The sequence below is a fragment of the Longirhabdus pacifica genome (assembly GCF_004115085.1).
GTDB lineage: Bacteria > Bacillota > Bacilli > Paenibacillales > DSM-105158 > Longirhabdus > Longirhabdus pacifica.
The window spans coordinates 1-17,375 of record NZ_QXJP01000001.1 but is presented as its reverse complement, the minus strand read 5'-3'; the positions used below and the strand labels follow the sequence as shown (position 1 = coordinate 17,375).

Sequence of the window (17,375 nt, the reverse complement as noted above, 5' to 3'; positions counted from 1 at the left end):
CGTACTATGTCTATACTACATCTATGCTAAAAAGCGATACATGCCGGATGTTTTCACTATTTTATTATGATGAAGTGTGTGTACATACGATTCGTCATCTAGATATAAAGAAAGGATACTGCCAGGATCGGGTGTATTGTATACATGAACATATATTTGTTCCCCTTCTGCATTAAGTTTGTATACGTTTTGGACGTTATTTACGAAAGTGACATACTGATCTTTACTAACTTGAATCGAACGAATAGCCCCTGCATACGATCTCACCCATTGTTCTTGATTGTTTAAATCCTTCTTATATAGAGCTCCATTTTCATTTCCATAATAAAAATAGCCTTTCTCACCATCCACCACGATAGAGCTCCCCTTAGCAAAGCTATCATCTTGAAACCACTCTAATTCAGGATTATCATTGCCGTCTGTTTTCACTTTACCTAACTGCGTATTGGTGTTATCTACAACTACAACATACACATTATCCATACCATCCGTATCCATGTCAACGACTTGACCTTTAAACACATCATCGAGTGCATACGTCCATATTGTACCCCCATCTAGTTGTGCAATTTTTTCAATGATGTCATTACCCGCGATATAGAGATACCCTTTCTGATTGTCATGCGCGACGGCATAAACATCGGAACTGGAAAAAAGAATGGCCCATTGCTGTATCAGTTGCTGGTCAAACTGATATAAAATACGTGTTCCTTGTTCAAAAACGTAGAGATAACCATCGCTATCTTTTGTTACCGAAATCGGTTTGTTCAACGTCTTAGAACCTTGTACGTTTCCATTTGCATCAATCACATATAATCCGGTGTTGTTGATACAAGCATACCTATCATGACATAAAACGACCATCTGTGTATATCCAGTATGAGGGTGTAACGTTACGAAAACAGTATCTGTAGGAGCGTATTCATAGGAATATTCTTCAAGTTTTCTCGTTGAAAAGAATTTGCGAATCCGTGTTATTTTAGTACTAAGTTGCAAAAAAGAATCGTTGGGATCTGCATTTTTATTCACTACGTCCACATCATTAATGGCATCTGCAATGGATTGCTTTCCTTGATGTGCAGTTAGAAAATGGGCTTGCAGCGCCTCTTCTAGTTCTATTTTTCCATAATTATTTTGCGGGTTCACCACGATGTCATCCGCTTCAGACTTTATTACATTGGAAACACTGTTTGATGTGTAATCATTGGAATCTATGATGACTCGGTTAGCTTTATTTTGCGCTCCGACTATCGTTTCCTTGTCATTCCAGGCACTTCTTTCGACTTCTGTAATGTGTATGTCAGACTGCACATGAGTGTTATAATCTGCTGTTGACGTTACCGCATTATCGATGATATTCCAATTTTCATTAAACAATGCTCTTGATATTTTATCTTCTTCCAGTGATTTAATGATTTCAAATCTTGTTGTTTTTTCTGGCATGCTTTCCCCCTCCAACACTTTATTTTCCTTCTAAACAATAGGAAATCGATACATACCGAACATTTTGTATAATCGTTTAGCGTTAAACGTAAACATATAGCCTTCATAAATCGTAAACGTATCGCTTAGTGCATTTTGAGCCAAATCGTTATCGAACTCATAAAAAAATTTACCACTAGGTGATAGGATTCTACATTGTTTACTGTCTCCATAGGCCATATATAAAAAACCATCACGATCCACTTCGAAATAAAGGATATTTTCTGCCTCTTCTTCATGCTCGTATTGCCACAATAACATGCCATCCATATAACTTAACTTGTAAATACTTGATTTTAATGTCGCTAACGGACTAGTAGAAATATAAATATCATGATTTACATCAATAAAAATATTAGTACATCGATATGCTACTTCAAATTTCCATTTGTACGTTCCACCTGGAGGATACTGTGCTTCGATACTGTATAACGTTTTACCAATAGTAACGTAATAATAGTTACCACTTGGATCGACCTTTACATCATAATAATTAAAATTCGTATCTACCGACCAATCTAATTGACCAGCCGTAATTTTTAAGAATGTTTTACTTCTGAGCACATACACCGAATCGTTATAAGCAGAAAGCTTTAACACCGTACGTGCCTGCACATCACTATACGTCCATTGCCAAAGTAAGTTACCTGTCGTTTTATTGTATTTATATACGTGTCCATTACTATCACCAACATAAACGGCATCATCCACTTCATCAACGGTGATTGCAGTGGTTCTATAAGTCAGCGACTTAGACCATATGACACGCTGAAGATCTGAAGAAAACTTGATAACAACAGCTCCATTGTTGTTGACTGAACCGGTATAATATAAATTTCCATACACATCCACCGTAATTTGGGCGGATGTCTCAGACACATTGATGACAGCGCTGAGTAGTTCAGGCTTGTAGTATGTTAGTTTCTCCATATCTTCTAATGTATGAACGGCGAATGGTATTTCAATATCACGAATATCATTAGCTAATTTGTTTAGATCATCACTACCTTTGGAATCTTTCACTGGGTCTTTGTCAATAATGGCGGCAGCAATACTATGTTTTCCATTACTGACACTTGTAAAAAGCTCTTGTAAAGCACCTTCCACATTGGTAGATGTAAATACGTCATTGGCATCGTTAATGATGATCTTATCTGCCCCATAATCGATACCAGCGACTAGTACATCCGCATAATCTTTTGCACTTTGTAGAGCTTGATCCGCTTTGGCTTGTGCACCTGTTGGTGTTTCTTTTCCATTCCAATCTGCTCTTTCCGCTGCCGTAATATGCATGATACTATCTGCTTGATGGTCGTCAAGCTCACTTTGGGATGCTGCATTTTGATCGATGATATCCCAGTTTTCATTAAAGTTTTGCCTTAAAATATATTCGTTACCGAGCGGCGTTTTTATACTTAATTTGGGCGTTTGTTCTGGCATGACTATTACCCCTTCCTATAGATTTCAAACTCTTTCCAAGTGATATCTTTTTGATCTAACTCGTCCCACGTCCACAAATAGTTATCTAATTCATCCCATGTCAAATACGTAAAGACGAATTCCATCGCTAGATGAGCGGGAATAATATCTAATAGCGAAGCTTTCATATTTTCCAGTTGTACTGGCGTTCCGCGCTCGCCGACAAATGTAATGACGATCGTATATCGATCTGCTGCATCTTCCACTTCAATCTCCCCGGCATAAGGTTCTACCACTTTTTTAATTAACTGAATGTTCACCGTTCCAAATCCTCTTAGTTTAGACTTAATGACGGAACGTCTTTCCTCGATAGATAAGTTAGTATTTATTTCTAGACCGCAGACTCGTTCCCAATTATTTAATCCCCACGTTGCCGTATCTACGAAAAATTGATCCAGTACTTCTTTCCGCTCATCATTTAGTTTGAAAAATTCCTCTGCTTCCACATACATGATATTATCTGCAATGCTGGCATCATGATAATAACGTGGGATAGCATTTAACATCGTAAAATAGTAAGGATGTTGTGTATTCAACATTGTAGTTGTAACGCCTCCTTTCCTTATGAAAGCTAGATTACACTTTTTCCGTTACGGTAACACTATTTAATACGGCCACCTCTCCATTAGCACTATCCACTGCGATGTTGCCACTGACATTGCTATTCATAAGTAGATTATGGTAGTCCTTTACTACAGCGATATCTAAAATCATATTTCCGATCTGTGAACGACGAATGATAGGATCATTAAAAGCAAGTTCAGCAAAATATGCCGTGAATTTTTCTGTCAGTTCTTGTTTGATGGACGTTAAGTCTGGTGCTTGTTGGTTGTCTGCTATAAACTCCAACTCCACAGTGATGTCCATTGGAATTTCTGTTGCCCCTTCTACGGTTACCGCCGCTCCAATCGGTCGCTGCTGTTGTATATAATTTTCCACATTTGCAAGGGTGGGGCTAGGAGGAGCTTTCTGCTCGTTACTTAACACAATGACTTTGACACTGCCAGGTCCATCAAATAAAGGTTGTACGATGGCTCTAGATATACCTGGAACTTCTTTTGCCCACTGCAAATAGTGGCCAACATTTCCACTCGTACCCGCTTCGCGCACACGTTGCAAGTAGCGGCTCAAAAGCTGTTCATCCTCCTCTTTATCTGTTCCACCTGCTAGTTTTGTATCGTTCATCACGTTCAACACACTGCTTAAGTTCCCGATGACAATTGTAATCTCCCCTATATCTACATTTCCACCTGCACCCCCAACGACCGCCTCGATTGCAGCCATCACTTGCATGCTGCTAGGTATTTTCACTTCTGCCACTGTCGTAAACACAATCGAATCACGATCCACTAACGTAGCAGTAGATACTTGTGTACCAGCAGGAATAACGGTTCCTTCTGGCCCGCTAAACGTAACCTGTCCAGTCGCTTTCGTTTCTAGTTTTCTCGTTACTCCCATTTCACTACAACGAAGATCAAGATAGGGTCCGTACGTCGTATCTGCAAATCCTAACGTGAGTATTCTATCCAGTTGAATATATGATTCTGCTAGTTCGATTGCTGCTGGAGACAAAAGGTCATACGTGATGGAACCTTCACGCTTGTCCAAATCATCTGGTGACTGATCCAACATACGTTGTAATAACACATCTTTCGTTACATTTTCGTATGCCATTATATGTTCACCTCCTGCTCTAACGTTCCGTAAATACTTTCTACCGTAAAGGTAGCAAACAGATCATCTATTCTTGCTTCAACTTGAAAGTCATATACATCGATAATACGATCATCATAAATTAAAGCATCTTTAATCAACCTTGGAACTTCTGCGTAAATTAATGGTTGCGAATCATAACTGCCTATTAAACTTTCTAATTCACTTCCATATTGATCACTATAGATTAAATAACGTAATCTAGGGGTAACAAGTGCTTTTCGAATGTATTGTTTTAATGCTTCTACATCCTCTACGAATCCTTTGATTTCTCCCGTATTGAAATCGAATGCGTACGTTTTCGATGGACTTGCGATTGCACTATCTTCTGTTTGATCTTGCTGCGTTAATACTTGTATTGGACTTAAAGCCATTTAGAACACCGCCTTATCTAATACAATAAATTGTTGATTGTTTTGTACCGAAGCCACAATGACACGATCGTCCACTTCTAGCATGGATGAAAAAGTAACTTCCACTTCTTCACCTGTGACTTCGGAAGCCGTTAGTTCTACTGTTGTAAATTCAAACGTTAAGTCGCCTTTTTTAATTGGAACTGTACCAGCATTCGAACACGTTAGCGGTGCCATAGTAGAAGCATCTATGTCGTGGTTATCTACATCTGCTTTGATCGTAAACTGTTGTTTATCTATTTTCATCGTTCGTGTATGTTCTAATAACTGCTCTGCTACGATGAGATCTTCACTTTCTAGTTCCATATCTAGATTGTCAATTTTAATTTTTAAAGGTTCCACAGCGATGACGGTAGCAAGTTCAATGTCGATATCTTTGTTATAGCCAAATGTTTTCATCATTTGGATCATTTTGCTATATGAACTTCCTTCGAAGGGCTGTTTCATCCTCACCGCCTCCTCCTTAGCTCAACTTATTGACGTTTCTTTATCTGTCTTTTTATAGGTTATAAGTTGAGACTAGCTCAACTTATCTAATGTTAATCGCATGGTGTGGGTTTGGTTTTCAAACGTATGACTATCCGTGATGACGGTAAAAGCTCCATCCAGCTGTGTCATCGATTCTTTCACTTGCACTGTTGTACCTGCTGTGACGTTTACCGCTCCGAGTGCTTCTACATCTACTTCTTCCTTCACCAAATCATACTGCTGTAGCAATTGTTTCGCTAATTGCTCTACATCCGAGCTGCTTTTATTCCCGTCGGTGGATTCCAAATGCTGCATGAGCCCATAAGCGGAAATAGCATCGTCATTTTTAACCGTTTTGGAGACGGGATTTTTATCCTGATCCCCACTTACCACTTTGACTTGATTTCGTAAATCTTCTATGGAAGCGCTGTGTGATGCTTTTAAAATGTTAAAACCATTTTCCAATACCCAATCTTCCGCTTTATTTTCTTTGCGCTCTCTGAGATTTAATTGTCCTTGTGCAGCGTAAATGTAGTATTTCTTCCCTGTATGTTTTTCCGTTTCCATGAGTGCCGTATTCATCATATTCCACAGCGTCTTGTCTCTTAAAATGATTTTGGAAATGACATACCCTGTATCTGTAATCTCACCGATGGGGATAGCAAATTCGTTGCATAATGATTTGATGATGGCGGAAGCTGTTTTATTGTTAAATTTTTTTGAGTCCATGTTTTTAGTTAAATAAACATTTTCGTCATATGCCGTAATACGCATGATGCCATCTATATCAAGATGATGTTGAAAAATGACGCCTCTAAACACTTCTTCATCATCGTACATAAATTGTAGTGCTTTCCCTTTTTCTATATTTAAAACAGGTGTTTTTCCGTCTTCCGTATTGGATATTTTGAGCTCTAACACACGAAAAGCTTGCTTTGTATCCCCTGACCACGTCGTAGACATCACTACGGGATCAAGGTAAATGTCTCTGTCATAAATCCAACGTAACATCATGGAATCACCAACTTTTGTCCCGCAAAAATTAAGTTAGGATCGGGGCCAATAACCGCTTTATTTTGATTGTAAATACGTCGCCACGCATTGCCATCTCCAAGTGTCTTTTGTGCAATTTTCCATAGAGAATCACCACTTTTCACGACATAGGTGTTGGTTTTACTTTGTTCGTTGGGGCGCTTTGTCTGTAAGGTGTCTTGTTCTTTATCTGCTTTCTCAAACTCCAAATATTCATACTGCTTTAATGTCATACTGTAATATACATCGCCAGGACTACCAGGCTTTTCCTCATAGGAAAACGAACGAATCGTTGCTGCGGTATTCACTTTATCTGTCTGGTCTTTTTTCTCGGTGATAATAAATCGTATTGGATCACCAGCTTGCTGCCATCGCTCTATTTTTTGCACTGTATCCCATGGATCAGGAAAGTCTTCTTTATATTCACAAAATACTTCGTTATAGTCTCGTGGAAAAAAAGAGGAGAATTCATATTGTTTCAATTGCTTATTACCTATTACCGTATATTCACCTCGTTGCGAAACGTCGATGTCGTTATACATATGACCAGAGGAAACGCTAATCGAACTTGGGTTAACCGGTAATTGCAATTTTTCTTCTTCTTTATTAAACGTTAACCAAACTTGCACAACATCACCCCCTATGCAAACGATAAGCCTGCTTCACTCATTTTACTCACTAGTTTTTCGGCAATGCGATCGATATCCGCCTCTTCACGTATGATGATAGAATCCGCTAATTTCGGTATTTCAATGTTCACTTCTTTGTTCTCTGCTCCTGCTGAAAACGCTGGGAAGTTACTACCGTTGGCATAAGTAGCGCCTTCTCCAGACCCTCTGTTCGTATACTTGGGGTCCATCCAGCTAGCCCAACTTGGAAAACCAGTGCCGCTGTTGTACGTTGGTTGAGACTTACTATTTTCTAATTCCAACTGTGCAAAAATATCTTTAAACTTTTTGGAATCTAGTAATCCCGTATCGTTAGCTAGTAGACGTTCTTCTGTATTTTGTTTTACTTTATCGATGTAATCTTTATGCCTTTTTATTTGTTCTTGTCCGTTGGACTTGCTGTTATCGCTGTCACTTTCACCAGTAAAATAATCAATGACTTTGCTGATAATATTGCCTCCAGCTGAAGCTACTAATCCAAGGAAGTCAATAATCCCATCAACAACCCATAATATTTTGTCAAATAGCCACGTAAAAGCGGTAAGCGCGCCTTTGAGAATAGGGCTGATGACTTTCCAGACCGCAGATAACACTTTTCCAATGACAGGAACGAGCGGCATAACGACTTTAGTCACTAATCTATTAATCGTTTGCGCTAACCTACCAATGATCCGTGCAGCGAAGCCAAATACCGTACCGAAAATATCCATTACGATGGGTAAAACCGCACCTACAATACTTCCAATCGTGCGAATGACATGACCGAGAAGCATAAAATGGGGTCTTAATTGTTCCAAACCATCAAATAGTTGATTCTTAAATTTTTCCCAATGTGGTCTAACCGCAATGAAAATAGAAAAAATAGCTGAAACTACACCCGACAGTAAAGGAAGTACGTTTTTAAAACTGGTTAACAACAGGTTCCCTAAAACCGAAAATATCGGCCGTATAGACTCAAATACAGTAGAAAACACTTTGCTGATTTGGGGCCATTTGCTCCATATCCATGACACGACTTTCGTTACCATCTTCATAAAATCAGCTAACATTTTACCTCCAGCAGTAAAGAAAGACTGCATCTGTTTGGACTTGAACATCGTGTTAAATAGTTTTAGCAGGGGTTTCATAGATTTCAGCGCCATCATGCCCATATCTTTGATGCCTTGCTTAAAGCCCGTCTTTAACTGCTCCCATTGTTCTGTTGCACTCCCTTCTGCTAATTGAACGGCGTAGTTAGAAGCTCCCATCGTGTTCATGGCTTCATCTAACTTCTTGATTCTTGCTTCTACGGTTGTTAGTTGCTTAAAATCTTTCAATACTTTCGTTAGATTGTACTTTTTAGCGAAACCATCTGCATTGCCACTTAGCACAGCCTTTACTTCCTTACTGGCATTACTTAAGTTTTGGCCTGTTCTTGCAGATAGTCTGTTCGCCAGTTCTAGTCCCGCTTTCGTTTGCTTATCATCATACTGCAACGTCGGTGCTAACACTTTATAGGATGAGAGTAGGTCATCACTGCTGAGTCTGGAACTGGCCGCCCGTTCTTTAAAGTAAGCCATCAGCTTATCTGTGAATTGTTTTGCTTTCTGCTCCGCTTGTTTTCCACCAGCAAACTTGGCGTATATTGCCGCTTGTATCGGGATAGTTTCCGTTTCTGTTTTCATCGCGGCTTGGATACCTTGTTTGCCGATACCATAGGCGAGATCTGCTGCCTTCTTCAGCACTCCGATAATGACCGAAATAGCGGCACCCGCTGCTGCGGCTCCCATTTTGATGCCATTGAATGCAGATAAAGCGGAAGACTTCATCATTCCAAATGCTTGTGTTCCTTTTCCCGCTACTTTGCTAAATACATGCTTACCAATGGTGCTCAACTTGTTAAATACTTTACCGCTATGCTGTCCAAACTTATGCATGACCTTACGTAAACGACTCATCCTTTTAGCAGCATCATTTGTTTGCGCTGGTGGCAGTAATAGCGGCTGCTTCGCTTCTGGTAATAATCGTTGCTCTTTCACTGCTGGACCTGGTGGCAGCAACAGTGAATTTGTTGTTGGTGCAGGCGGCAATTGTAACGGTTGCTTTGCAGCTGGCAACAGTAAGGGTTGTTTCGCCGCTGGTAATAATAATGGCGCTTTTACTGCTGGGCCTGGTGGCAATAAAAGCTGCTTATTTGCTGTTGGTCCAGCGGGCAATAATAATGGATTTGTTGCTGCATTGCTAGATTGTTTTGCTGCTGGCAGCAGCTGCGGTTGCTTCGAAGCTGGTAACAGTAAGGGGGCTGCAGACTGTAATTGTAGCGGCTTACTCCCAGTCAGTACCAACGGTTGTTTGGCAGCTTGCAATTGCAAGGGCTTTGTTCCTGCTACAAGTTGCAGTCCTTTTTGCGATGGGGATAAGAGCCAAGGTTGGTTTGACTTTTTATTAGAGTATATGGACTTGATCTTATGGATGAAGCTATGAAAAGATCCAGTCATGCGCCGAAGCACTGCTCCAACATTTTTCATTGCTTTTTTCATATCTGGTCCACTTTTTCTTATCGCTGTGCCTAAGCTTTTCATCTCTGCTGTCAGCGGATCGATGATTTTTTGCTTCCACATCTCTTTTAAAGATGTGAAAACTGCTGGCATGCTGGATAGAAGCGCTTTAAGCGGTGCAGTGATATCGTCTTTAGCTGCGACGGCTGGAGCAGCTGCCGCTGAACTTGCACTATTGGAAGCTTTGCTCCCTGCTAGTGCTTTTTCTATTTTTTTCATACATAGTTTAGATTGCTTTACGAGTGTAGCTAAATGATTCGTACTCTGCTTCAATTGACTGAGCATAAGCTTATCTATTTTTTGAATCCTATATTGAAAGTCGTCTAATGTCTTGAACGTCTTTTTCACATAGAGGGACGTTTGTTCACTTTGATTTAAAAGTTTTTTCATATCCTTGTCCATCTATCTTCCTCCTTTCCGTCTTGCTTGATCCATTCTTCTGCGCTCTTTGTCTTCTTCCTCTAGCAACAAAATCATGGAGCCATACATAAATTGCTGAACGACTTGTGGCTTGGCTAACACTTCGTCAGGAGGCAATCCATGTCGCTGAAAGATCTCGTGCAGTAAAAAGGGAAGTCCCCCTGACTTGATTAGTTTTTTATTTCGTTTATTTGCTCTTCCTCATCTCCAAAGCCAGATAGATTTAAAATTTCCGTCGTTAGTTTTGCTATTTCTCCAGCTAGCAAACGCTGTCCAATGACATCTACTGCTGTTGGACCGAATGCTTCTATTAATTTTGGATCAGACCATTTCGGCTCGATACATGCTTTTTCGATCATTAATGATCCGAACTTTTCTTCATCCAATTCTTTTCCCCCTTTAACAGGGTAACTAGCTTGCTCACGAATGCGATTGATCATTTTTCCATCTAATGCTTCAATCACAAAATGCACATCAAATCGCTTCATGTACACCTGTGCTTGTGGTTTTACTTCCGCGTCTAGTAGTGCTTGTAAAATGTTTTGCCCTTTAGTACTCTTTGTCGTCTTTGTCATCATTGGACCTCCAAAACGTCAATTGTATGGATAAAAAGGTTAGAGAGAAGCGGCTTGTCCAACAGAGGACAAACCACTACTTTCCTTTATTCCTAGCCTTCGATAATGAAATCTAAAATGTCATAGCCAGTAAACGTAAAAGAAAGTTCTTCTTCTACGATGGAACCCACTTCATAATTCATCAACGGAATGCTGTCAAACTGCACGCCTTTGAGACGTACGCGATAGGCACCGAAAGATTCTGGATCTGCTAATTTCATTAAGATCTCTGTTGTATAAGCGCCTTGCGTATCATCTTTTATTTGCCCGATTCGATCGATCATTTCCGTTGTAATACGATATCCGTTTATCGTTCCTGTTCCGGATAATCCCGTCACTTTATGCGCGACCCAGCGCGTACCCGCTCGCTGAATTTCTTCCTTATTGATTTCTACTGTCGCTTCTGCGCTCTTAATGTTTGTAAGCCACACACCATCATGCCAAACTTCACCGAATGTTCCATTTATCGTACGAGATGCATCTAAAGCCACCATCAATCACCTTCCTTTAGTTATTTGAGTATGAAGAAACATATTGTCATCGTAAAATGAATCCCTTTTTGCAAAGAAATGATTATACTTTGACGTTGAGGAAAATACGTTCCATAGAATCAATTTCTCTATAGCTAATAAGAATGAACACAGAGTCACCAACAGAAGGGTTATCTGGATCAAGCTGCACTTGAATATCTGTTAGTACGTTTGCATTTTCAAGTACTTCTAAATACGCAGTAATAACGGAAAGTAACGCTTTCTGTCCATCTTCATTGTTGTCCAATTTCCCAATGTAGGAATCGGAAGCAGTTTTCATCACATCCGTTGCCACCGCTTGTCTGGCGCGAATAGCTCTAATTTTGTTTCCAGAAGAAGTGATACCTTGCTCGATTTTTATTTTGTCACCATCATGAACGAGCACCAATGCACCATTTTGTAATGCCTCATTAATGTCGCTATTTTTGTAACGAGCATTCACATCATCTACGAATAGTTGTTGATACGTGATGGATTTGTTAATACTTGTGCCCGCTACTAAACCAGCAATAAATGGAGCAAAATTTTTGGAAGTATATATTTTTTCATTTATTTCTACCCCGTTGCTCAAATCAATAATATAGTCATCATCATACGCTTTTGTTGACGGAACGGTCGTATCATCGTCATTACCCAATACCGACATAAAGTGTTTTCCATTGTTCCGATTGTTTACTGTCCATGTCTTTGTATTTGCATATTGTGTTGCTGTATTAGCATCATCAAGGTCAAAAGTGAACACGTTGAATGCGTAGGTCTCCAGTACGTCACGCATTGCAGCATAATCAGCCTCTGCTGCACTTGCTGGCATCGTGTAAACAACCACCTCCTTTGCACCTCCTTGCAACGCAAATTGAATGCTCTTAATGTTGTCTATCTTGCTTGCGTCCGATCCGACAAATAAATCAATGGCTTCACTTTCTTTTTCAATGGTGTACACGGTACTTTCTAATGCTGTACCATCATATTTAATTAAGGGAATTGCTACCGTGCCTCGCGCACCACCCTGAATTTGTGCTGTCGCAGCTTCGATAAAGTTTAAATATAAACCTGGTCTTGTAGGCAAAGCGGTTGGATCCCAAGTTCCTCCTGCCATAGATCATTCCTCCTTAAGGTTGTTATATTTGGTAAAGATATTTTCCATCTTGCTGTATGACGGCTGCTGAAATGGCATGAGCTGTGATACTTTCAGCACTCCACTACAAACGATGTCGCTCACATCTTCTGGGATGGAAAATGCAAAAGATTCGATGCGAATCTTATCTGTCGATCCCTGCACAGTGAGCATTTTATGCTGATAAAGTTGCGTACTGACGATGTCCATCTGCGTCAGCACTTGATCCACATTTGTATCATAATAATCAATGACAAAAGTGCGCTCCACTTTCATCTGATAGTTAGAATCCACTTGCCTTCCATCCAAACGATGTTGAATAACATAACAAGCATTCACTAATGGGTTCGGTTTTTGATGGTTGACAACGGTACTATCAGGGTGGATTTGTTTCAAAAAATCTGCCACTGCTTGAAAATGTGCTTGTATGGACATGTGTATCACCTCCATATGCTTTTGGCTGTAATGTCAGCAACTCATTCATGCTGTTCGTTTATATAGGTAAATGAAATAGCAAGCTACAACCACGTTTCGTTATTTTTTCGATATTGTCATTGCAAACATAGAAAATACACCCACTATGTTCACTTTAAGTATGCTATGCTAGTATTTGGCTATATGAGGTAACGAACATTAGAAAAGGAGTTAACTATGAAATTAAAATTTATATGGGTTGGATTTATCGTTTTTCTCATCAGTTGGGGAGGAAATTTGATATATTTTCAATCTCAACAGTTGGAAGAGCCGATCTTTCTGGATCATTATTACGAACCTTTTGTAGATAACGATTGGGGATTAACGTTTTATTATTTAAGTAACAAACGTGACACATCAACTGCTTCTTACGTCACTATTGATGGTGAAATCATGTATCCAGAAACTTACCCTTCTTCCTTCTTCTTTTTCTCTAATCAAACCGTACCGTATTATAAGGAGGAGTATCGACATCATTATTTGAAATCGCTGACAATATCTAATTTTAACGATGTGATAGCACATCACGTGAATGAGGAAGGCGTGTGGATATTTGAAGAGATAACCGTTCATTTCGACGATGGTAGAAGTGTTAATGCCAACATCGGGGAAGTACGTATACGTGAAAGACGTACGGAACCAAGTGTATTGCATGCTCGCTCTGGTAGCAGCGGTAGTACACATTGGGAACAAACGATGATGTATGCAGAGCAGCCCATTACTATTGAGGAGATACAAGTACCGTTCAACTTATTACATCAAGGTGTAGTGGGGAAAGTGAAAGTAGATAATCCACAAATGGATATGATTCTAAATCAAGAAGTTCAAGCCCCTGCTTGGCTAAACAGTTATGACTTTGATGAATGGAACAATTTCAACGGCATCCATATTACAAACATCGCATACCCTTTTTCTTTAGCAGAAGGAGAGAGATTGCAAACCTTTTGGCAGTTCCGTCCAGACAGATATGCTTACTATCAATTTGGGATGAAAATTAAAGGAACGACAGCAGCAGGTGAACCTTTTGCAGATATCGATCCTATCATAGATCATCCTTCGCTGAGTCAAGCAGATATTGATCATATTATCGAAGTAAAAGGAGGGGATAAGTAAGATGAGACGTGCATGTTCATGGTGGTTTTATGGCTTTCTATTTATTTTTATAGACTTTTATGTTTATGTAGACCTTTTGCCCGATCCCATAGGTTACTACTTTATTTATAAAGGAGTTTCATACTTAAAACATGTAACATTACCCGCGATAAACAACGTAAGCAAACTAGCGGTACTGCTTCTCTTTTTATCGCTACCAAACATGATCACATTCGGACAAACTTCATATGGAAGTATATTGTTTACGCCTTACTTGCGCATTTCTTTTTACGATATGTTGATCGGATGGCTTGATATTTTTCTCATTTTCTATATTTTTCAGTGCATGCTGGAATACAACAACATACAGGAAAAGCCTTCTATCGTATTCAAAAAGAAACTAGTGAAAGCATCACAAATATATATATTTTTGTGTGTGAGTATATTGGTTGTGCAACCTTTGTTAATTAACTTATATGATGTGATGAGTTTATTGATGTTGGGATTAGGCATCATGTCATTCATTGCTTCGATATATTTTTTAATATTATTAAAAAGAACGCAAACATACTATTCGCCTCAAAGAATGGCAAAGTTACACACATAAATACAGGACCAAAAAAAGTAGCTTCCTATGATGGAAGCTACTTTTTTAATACAAAACATTTTTTAACGTTTAGCTTCTACCGTAACGTTTGTAAGCTGCAGACAACGGATCTGAACCACTTGGCTTTTTAATATACACCTGATAGTTTTTCCCTTCTTCAAACGGTAAAGAAACAAGCGTCTCGCTCCCATCTAGCACCGTGGAGTACGTGTATTGATTTGTGCTAATATCTCTCAGCTTCACTTCAATACCCGCTAAATTTGCTGCATCATCATAAAATTTGATCTCAACTCTCTCATAAGATGAACCATTAAAATAAGTGCCAGAACCAATCGTCGTGTTATCACCGTAACACGTAAAGTTATACCACCAAAAATCATCTTTTGCAGCAGCCGCAACCTCATTTGCAGCTATTGGTGTAGCAGAAAACAACCTATTCTCTTGCACCTCATCTGTTACATTTGCAGCACTTACACTACTAAGAGGTAGAGAAAGTGCCAAAACAGTACCACCTACTAAAGTTAAAACTTTCTTTTTCAACATCATACACCTCCCATATTTTTCATTTATAATACTATCATTTCTTAAAAAAGAAATAAATACCTTTTACAATATTTACATAAATTCATATAATTTTGAAATTTCTGATTATATGTATTTATTTTTCAGTTTAAGTTTTTTACTATGCTACATTTCTATTGTTAAAAATATTTTTTCCTATACTTACCTGCATAAAATTCATTATTAGATTCTTTTATGCTCATTTTTTATGGTATGATCATATGTCGGCTAACAACATGAGAAAAAGTGCTTACATAGGAGTGAAAAATGATGAAAATCAAATGGATATGGATCGGCATCATCCTATACATGATCAGCTTTGGCGGGAACTATATGTATTTCCAGTCACAGCAATTGGATGAGCCCGTTTTCCTTGACCATTATTACGAGTTTTATATGCATGATAACATGCAACAGCTTATGAGTTTATATTATTTAAGTAACAAAAATGATGCATCTATTATTTCACACGTTTCTGTCGATGATGTCACCCTTTATGTGCATCGTGATCCATATTTTTTCATGGAAGATGGTTCACCAAGTTATGACAAGGAGTTTCGCTATCACTATTTAAGGTCGGTAGAATTATACCTGCAAAGTTATACATTAATGGAAAAAATGGAGACGGAGGGAGAGTTGAAGTTTGAACATATGACCATTCATTACGAAGATGGCAGCAGTTCAGATGTGAATGTTGGGCAAGTGCACATACAAGGTACCTATCCAAACGGGCATGGTGCTTTTGGTAACGGTACTAGCGAAGGCTACATCACCCAACAAAAGTTCATTTCTTATGCACAACAGCCCGTTACCATAGAAGAAATAGAAGTACCTTTAGACTTACTCCATCACAACGTTGTAGGAAAAGTACAGGTAGACAATGGGCAAGTGGAGTTGGTGCAAAATAGTGAACAACTAGAGCAACCACAGAGTTGGGTATATGAGCATGCATACATAGGTTGGACTCAAACTAAAGGAATGAATGTTGCACACATCGCTTATCCTTTCACCTTAGCAGAGGGTGATCGATTAGAAACGTTTTGGCAGTTCCATCCTAAAAAACCCGCATATTATCAATTTGCGATAAAGATAAAAGGGAAGACTGCGACGGGTGAATCATTTAACGACATCAATTTAGTATGGGATAAACCGTATTTGAATCAAGAAGATGTAAACTACTATACGGAGACAAAGGGAGGAAGAAAATAGAATGAGCAACATTTGTAAATCGTGGTTTTATGGTTTTGTATTTATTTTTGTAGATTTTCATATTTTTATAGACATCTTACCTGACCCCATCGGTTATTACTTTATTTACAAGGGAATGACACGTGCAAAATCGTCTCCATTCCCTTCTACTCATAAAGTCAGGTTATTTTCCTATATACTCATGTTTCTCACGATTCCTTATATGATCAACATAGAACAGTTCACGGGTAGCAGTACCGCTTATGCTGACATTCATTTTTTTACCATATATAACATCATCGTTGGATGGATGGACATCGTTCTTATTTTTTATATTTTCCAGTTCCTTATCCAAGCTTTGGACAAGTACCAAAACTATTCCTTGGAAGACAAGGAAGTCCGTTCCATACTATTACGAGGCTGTACCTTTTATGTCAGCTTCAGAATGTTGATCATGATCTTACATCCTTTTTCAATGAATGTATATGAGCAATGGGATATGATCCTGTATATCCTTATTTTTATCTCTATCGTTGCAACACTGTATTTTCTATTGATACTATACAGAATGAAGCATCATTTCTCTGAAGCGTTAACTACAGCATGATCATTCGTCACCTTATTCACTAAACGTTTGCGTTTGTACGAATAAGGTGTATTTGTCATGGGAATTCATCAATTGTTCATGCGTGCCAACACCTGTTATTTCACCATGATCTAAAAAGATAATTTGATCTGCATTTTTAATCGTGGACAAACGATGTGCAATAATGAGCGTTGTTCTATCTTTTATTAACTTATGAAGCGCATCCTGCACTAACCTTTCACTTTCACTGTCAAGGCTAGATGTTGCTTCGTCTAATATTGAACGACCCACCACTTATCACCCTTTCGGGCTGCTTGAAGTGGGGTATTCCTAAGAACATCAGCGTAACCGCCAATTGTTTATTAGGCTATCCCCGTAGTCCCTACGGTTAAGAGAC

The 17,375-nt window shown here is 39.0% G+C and carries 18 protein-coding genes and 1 pseudogene; 4 read left to right on the top strand and 15 right to left on the bottom strand.

Features of this window, described 5'->3' with window-relative positions; all coding sequences use genetic code 11:
- Nucleotides 1-21: 21 nt before the first annotated feature.
- The 13 genes from D1Z92_RS00100 to D1Z92_RS00035 form a co-directional block, all read right to left on the bottom strand.
- The gene (locus D1Z92_RS00100; protein ID WP_128893608.1) at nucleotides 22-1,443 is read right to left on the bottom strand and encodes a hypothetical protein; all 1,422 of its coding nucleotides are present in this window, start codon (nucleotides 1,441-1,443) and stop codon (nucleotides 22-24) included.
- Nucleotides 1,444-1,473: 30 nt separating this feature from the next.
- Complete coding sequence (locus D1Z92_RS00095) at nucleotides 1,474-2,922, bottom strand: outer membrane protein assembly factor BamB family protein (protein WP_128893607.1); 1,449 nt, start codon at nucleotides 2,920-2,922, stop codon at nucleotides 1,474-1,476.
- A gap of 5 nt (nucleotides 2,923-2,927) precedes the next feature.
- A complete protein-coding gene (locus D1Z92_RS00090; protein WP_128893606.1) occupies nucleotides 2,928-3,500 on the bottom strand; it encodes a putative phage tail protein in 573 nt (190 codons plus the stop codon).
- Between the two features lie 37 nt (nucleotides 3,501-3,537).
- A complete protein-coding gene (locus D1Z92_RS00085; protein ID WP_128893605.1) occupies nucleotides 3,538-4,635 on the bottom strand; it encodes a baseplate J/gp47 family protein in 1,098 nt (365 codons plus the stop codon).
- Nucleotides 4,635-5,048 (bottom strand): DUF2634 domain-containing protein, encoded by a 414-nt coding sequence (locus tag D1Z92_RS00080; protein WP_128893604.1) that lies wholly within the window; start codon nucleotides 5,046-5,048, stop codon nucleotides 4,635-4,637. Before D1Z92_RS00080 ends, D1Z92_RS00085 begins: the two co-directional genes overlap by 1 nt.
- Nucleotides 5,049-5,534, bottom strand: coding sequence for a DUF2577 family protein (locus D1Z92_RS00075; RefSeq protein ID WP_128893603.1), 486 nt, complete (start codon nucleotides 5,532-5,534; stop codon nucleotides 5,049-5,051).
- 72 nt (nucleotides 5,535-5,606) lie between these two features.
- Nucleotides 5,607-6,566: an XkdQ/YqbQ family protein gene (locus D1Z92_RS00070; protein WP_128893602.1), complete on the bottom strand. Its 960-nt coding sequence runs from the start codon at nucleotides 6,564-6,566 to the stop codon at nucleotides 5,607-5,609.
- Nucleotides 6,566-7,216 carry a LysM peptidoglycan-binding domain-containing protein gene (locus D1Z92_RS00065; RefSeq protein WP_128893601.1) on the bottom strand — a complete coding sequence of 217 codons (651 nt, stop codon included), beginning with the start codon at nucleotides 7,214-7,216 and terminating at the stop codon, nucleotides 6,566-6,568. Before D1Z92_RS00065 ends, D1Z92_RS00070 begins: the two co-directional genes overlap by 1 nt.
- 11 nt (nucleotides 7,217-7,227) lie before the next feature.
- Nucleotides 7,228-10,194, bottom strand: coding sequence for a phage tail protein (locus tag D1Z92_RS00060; RefSeq protein WP_128893600.1), 2,967 nt, complete (start codon nucleotides 10,192-10,194; stop codon nucleotides 7,228-7,230).
- A 188-nt stretch (nucleotides 10,195-10,382) separates the two neighbouring features.
- Nucleotides 10,383-10,787 (bottom strand): phage tail assembly chaperone, encoded by a 405-nt coding sequence (locus D1Z92_RS00050; protein ID WP_164931363.1) that lies wholly within the window; start codon nucleotides 10,785-10,787, stop codon nucleotides 10,383-10,385.
- A 92-nt stretch (nucleotides 10,788-10,879) separates the two neighbouring features.
- Nucleotides 10,880-11,320, bottom strand: a complete 441-nt coding sequence (locus D1Z92_RS00045) for a phage tail tube protein (protein ID WP_240666510.1) — start codon at nucleotides 11,318-11,320, stop codon at nucleotides 10,880-10,882.
- 79 nt (nucleotides 11,321-11,399) lie between these two features.
- Entirely contained in the window at nucleotides 11,400-12,452 is a 1,053-nt protein-coding gene (locus D1Z92_RS00040) for a phage tail sheath subtilisin-like domain-containing protein (RefSeq protein WP_128893597.1), read from the bottom strand.
- 3 nt (nucleotides 12,453-12,455) lie between these two features.
- Nucleotides 12,456-12,905: a hypothetical protein gene (locus D1Z92_RS00035; RefSeq protein ID WP_128893596.1), complete on the bottom strand. Its 450-nt coding sequence runs from the start codon at nucleotides 12,903-12,905 to the stop codon at nucleotides 12,456-12,458.
- A 216-nt stretch (nucleotides 12,906-13,121) separates the two neighbouring features.
- Between D1Z92_RS00035 and D1Z92_RS00030 the strand changes: the two genes are divergently transcribed.
- Nucleotides 13,122-14,057, top strand: coding sequence for a hypothetical protein (locus D1Z92_RS00030; RefSeq protein ID WP_128893595.1), 936 nt, complete (start codon nucleotides 13,122-13,124; stop codon nucleotides 14,055-14,057).
- Between the two features lies 1 nt (nucleotide 14,058).
- On the top strand, nucleotides 14,059-14,643 hold the full coding sequence (locus D1Z92_RS00025) for a hypothetical protein (RefSeq protein ID WP_128893594.1): 585 nt from the start codon (nucleotides 14,059-14,061) through the stop codon (nucleotides 14,641-14,643).
- Between the two features lie 69 nt (nucleotides 14,644-14,712).
- On the opposite strand, the gene D1Z92_RS00020 is transcribed toward D1Z92_RS00025, so the two are convergent.
- Nucleotides 14,713-15,186, bottom strand: a complete 474-nt coding sequence (locus tag D1Z92_RS00020; RefSeq protein ID WP_128893593.1) for a hypothetical protein — start codon at nucleotides 15,184-15,186, stop codon at nucleotides 14,713-14,715.
- A gap of 285 nt (nucleotides 15,187-15,471) precedes the next feature.
- Here D1Z92_RS00020 and D1Z92_RS00015 point away from each other — a divergent pair, with 285 nt between their 5' ends.
- Nucleotides 15,472-16,413: a hypothetical protein gene (locus D1Z92_RS00015; RefSeq protein ID WP_128893592.1), complete on the top strand. Its 942-nt coding sequence runs from the start codon at nucleotides 15,472-15,474 to the stop codon at nucleotides 16,411-16,413.
- Nucleotide 16,414: 1 nt separating this feature from the next.
- Nucleotides 16,415-16,999 carry a hypothetical protein gene (locus D1Z92_RS00010; protein ID WP_128893591.1) on the top strand — a complete coding sequence of 195 codons (585 nt, stop codon included), beginning with the start codon at nucleotides 16,415-16,417 and terminating at the stop codon, nucleotides 16,997-16,999.
- A gap of 12 nt (nucleotides 17,000-17,011) precedes the next feature.
- Here D1Z92_RS00010 and D1Z92_RS00005 read toward each other — a convergent pair.
- A pseudogene (locus tag D1Z92_RS00005) lies at nucleotides 17,012-17,257 on the bottom strand (ABC transporter ATP-binding protein); the annotation flags it as partial.
- Nucleotides 17,258-17,375: the final 118 nt, after the last annotated feature.

Bases quoted from the DNA above. Each gene is read 5' to 3' on its own strand.
- D1Z92_RS00040 (WP_128893597.1), bottom strand. From the start codon at position 12,452: ATGGCAGGAGGAACTTGGGATCCAACCGCTTTGCCTACAAGACCAGGT.
- D1Z92_RS00095 (WP_128893607.1), bottom strand. From the start codon at position 2,922: ATGCCAGAACAAACGCCCAAATTAAGTATAAAAACGCCGCTCGGTAAC.
- D1Z92_RS00060 (WP_128893600.1), bottom strand. From the start codon at position 10,194: ATGGACAAGGATATGAAAAAACTTTTAAATCAAAGTGAACAAACGTCC.
- D1Z92_RS00020 (WP_128893593.1), bottom strand. From the start codon at position 15,186: ATGTTGAAAAAGAAAGTTTTAACTTTAGTAGGTGGTACTGTTTTGGCA.
- D1Z92_RS00045 (WP_240666510.1), bottom strand. From the start codon at position 11,320: ATGGTGGCTTTAGATGCATCTCGTACGATAAATGGAACATTCGGTGAA.
- D1Z92_RS00090 (WP_128893606.1), bottom strand. From the start codon at position 3,500: ATGTTGAATACACAACATCCTTACTATTTTACGATGTTAAATGCTATC.
- D1Z92_RS00080 (WP_128893604.1), bottom strand. From the start codon at position 5,048: ATGGCTTTAAGTCCAATACAAGTATTAACGCAGCAAGATCAAACAGAA.
- D1Z92_RS00100 (WP_128893608.1), bottom strand. From the start codon at position 1,443: ATGCCAGAAAAAACAACAAGATTTGAAATCATTAAATCACTGGAAGAA.
- D1Z92_RS00085 (WP_128893605.1), bottom strand. From the start codon at position 4,635: ATGGCATACGAAAATGTAACGAAAGATGTGTTATTACAACGTATGTTG.
- D1Z92_RS00070 (WP_128893602.1), bottom strand. From the start codon at position 6,566: ATGTTACGTTGGATTTATGACAGAGACATTTACCTTGATCCCGTAGTG.
- D1Z92_RS00015 (WP_128893592.1), top strand. From the start codon at position 15,472: ATGATGAAAATCAAATGGATATGGATCGGCATCATCCTATACATGATC.
- D1Z92_RS00030 (WP_128893595.1), top strand. From the start codon at position 13,122: ATGAAATTAAAATTTATATGGGTTGGATTTATCGTTTTTCTCATCAGT.
- D1Z92_RS00025 (WP_128893594.1), top strand. From the start codon at position 14,059: ATGAGACGTGCATGTTCATGGTGGTTTTATGGCTTTCTATTTATTTTT.
- D1Z92_RS00010 (WP_128893591.1), top strand. From the start codon at position 16,415: ATGAGCAACATTTGTAAATCGTGGTTTTATGGTTTTGTATTTATTTTT.
- D1Z92_RS00050 (WP_164931363.1), bottom strand. From the start codon at position 10,787: ATGACAAAGACGACAAAGAGTACTAAAGGGCAAAACATTTTACAAGCA.
- D1Z92_RS00075 (WP_128893603.1), bottom strand. From the start codon at position 5,534: ATGAAACAGCCCTTCGAAGGAAGTTCATATAGCAAAATGATCCAAATG.
- D1Z92_RS00035 (WP_128893596.1), bottom strand. From the start codon at position 12,905: ATGTCCATACAAGCACATTTTCAAGCAGTGGCAGATTTTTTGAAACAA.